This window comes from Polaribacter sp. (genome assembly GCF_965656025.1).
GTDB lineage: Bacteria > Bacteroidota > Bacteroidia > Flavobacteriales > Flavobacteriaceae > Polaribacter.
Map to the genome: position 1 here is coordinate 1 of NZ_CBFHJT010000020.1, position 2,591 is coordinate 2,591.

At 33.1% G+C, this 2,591-nt stretch carries 2 protein-coding genes; both read right to left on the bottom strand.

All coding sequences use genetic code 11. The features are described from left to right. Nucleotides 1-743: phosphatase domain-containing protein (locus ACTG3S_RS05500; RefSeq protein WP_439128365.1), on the bottom strand; the 743-nt coding region annotated here is incomplete at its 3' end. Between the two features lie 72 nt (nt 744-815). Beyond that, nucleotides 816-2,591: sodium-translocating pyrophosphatase (locus tag ACTG3S_RS05505; RefSeq protein WP_439128366.1), on the bottom strand; the 1,776-nt coding region annotated here is incomplete at its 5' end.

A 2,591-nucleotide genomic window follows, 5' to 3' on the forward strand; every position in this document is an offset into this window, starting at 1 on the left:
ATCTCTTTTTGTTTCTGAGTTTTTTCGTTTACTTGTTTTCTTTTTAATATGGTTCTAAAACTTCTTAATAAAATAGCTCCTTTCGGAAAATTATTTTCCTCTATAAATTTTTTTAAATACAAGTACAGGTTCCATGGACTGTGGCTTACATAAAAAAATGGATTTTTATTTTTTTTAGAAATTCCAGCATGTAATAATCGATAAAAAAGAGATGCACCTTCTAGCGCTTTTCTTTTACTGGGCGATTTGAAAAAAGTATTTATAATTAATTTCCATTTTAATTTAGATACAACTCCCGTATGAAGAATGGTGTCATCAATATCACTAATTACACCAAATTCGGCTTCGTTAGAAGGGATTAGTAATTTTCCTTTAAAGATATTTTTATCATTTATTTTTCTGCCAATATTAGTTTGAGTGTAAGAAATAGAAAAATCTAACCATCCTGCAGTATTGGTGAGTTTATTTAAGTTATGTATTTTTTCTTCTATGAAAAAATAGCCATCTTTATCTGTTTTAGTTTCAATTTTAGTATTATTGGGAAGTGTTAGAGTAAGTGACGTGTTTTTTACTTCATCACTCTCAAAACGTTTCCAAGAATTAATTAATAAACTAAAAATATTTTTTTTATCTAGGTTGATGTTTTCATCTTGTAAAGCCCTTCCTCTGGCATAAAAATGATTTGCTGTACCGTAACTTAAAAAAACAATAATTTGTAAAGGATCTTTCTTGAAAAAAAGCATTTAAATTTTTAATTTCAAGATACAAAAAAAGCTGCAAAAATGCAGCTTTTTTATATTGTAAGAAAATCGGATTTACTTTTTATCTGTAACAATAACAGTAACATTTTCTGTTTTTTTATCTTTATTTACATTCACAGAAACAATGTTACCAGCTTCTTTTGCTTTTGCTTCAATCTCTGCAATGCTACCTTTAAACTCTTCAACCTTTGTAGTTGTTTTTCCGTTTACGGTTTTTGTTGTAGTAATTGTAGCAATTGCTAACTTGTTAGAAGTTTGTTGTAAATTAACTTTAACTTCTTTTTTAATTTCATTTCCATGAGGCGCTTCATCTGTATGACCACCTAAAATTGGCGCAATTACCAAACCAATTAAACACGTTAATTTAATTAAGATGTTCATAGATGGTCCAGAAGTATCTTTAAAAGGATCTCCAACAGTATCACCAGTTACAGCAGCTTTATGCGCTTCAGAACCTTTGTAAGTCATTTCTCCATTAATTTCTACTCCAGCTTCAAAAGATTTTTTTGCATTATCCCAAGCACCACCAGCGTTATTTTGAAAGATTGCCCAAAGCACACCAGAAACAGTAACACCAGCCATATAACCACCTAGCATTTCTGCAATGGCTAATCTATCCATACCAAAAGCTAAAGGTGCAAATGCAATAATTAGTGGAAAACCTATAGTTAATAGACCAGGTAACATCATTTCTTTTAAAGATGCTTGTGTAGAAATTGCCACACATTTATCGTATTCTGGTTTTCCTGTTCCTTCCATAATACCAGGAATTGCTTTAAATTGTCTTCTTACTTCTTGTACCATTTCCATGGCAGCTTTACCAACAGCATTCATAGCTAAAGCAGAAAATACAACAGGCACCATACCACCAACAAATAACATTGCTAAAACCGGTGCTTTAAAAATGTTAATTCCGTCTATACCTGTAAAAGTTACATACGCAGCAAAAAGTGCTAGTGATGTTAATGCAGCAGAAGCAATTGCAAAACCTTTTCCAGTTGCAGCTGTTGTATTACCCACAGAGTCTAAAATATCTGTACGTTCTCTTACAATTGGTTCTTGTTCGCTCATTTCTGCAATACCACCTGCATTGTCAGAAATAGGTCCAAATGCATCAATTGCTAATTGCATAGCAGTGGTTGCCATCATTGCAGAGGCAGCTAGTGCAACTCCGTAAAAACCTGCGAAAGCGTAAGAAGCCCAAATTGCACCAGCAAATAATAATACTGATGGAAAAGTAGAAATCATACCAGTTGCTAAACCAGCAATAATATTTGTACCAGCTCCTGTTGATGATTGTTGTACTATTTTTAAGATTGGAGATTTTCCTAAGCCTGTATAATATTCAGTAACAGAAGATATTACAGCACCTACTACCAAGCCAACTAAAGTTGCATAAAAAACTCTCATAGAGGAAATCTCTTGCAAACCTTCGCCAAAAAACTCCATTTTCATGGTTTCAGGTAACATCCAAGTTACTAAACCAAAACAAGAAAGACCTACTAATAAAATAGACGTCCAGTTTCCTTTATTTAAAGCCCCCATTACTTGTGCTTCTTTAGCGTCATTATTACTTATTTTTACCAGCATTGTACCAATAATAGAAATAATGATACCTGCACCTGCAATTGCCATTGGTAATAAAATTGGACCAATACCACCAAATGCATCACTAATATTTCCACCCATGTCATTTATCACATAATTACCTAATACCATAGCCGCTAAAACGGTAGCAACATATGACCCAAATAAATCTGCACCCATACCAGCAACATCGCCTACGTTATCACCAACATTATCTGCAATTGTAGCAGGGTTTCTTGGGTC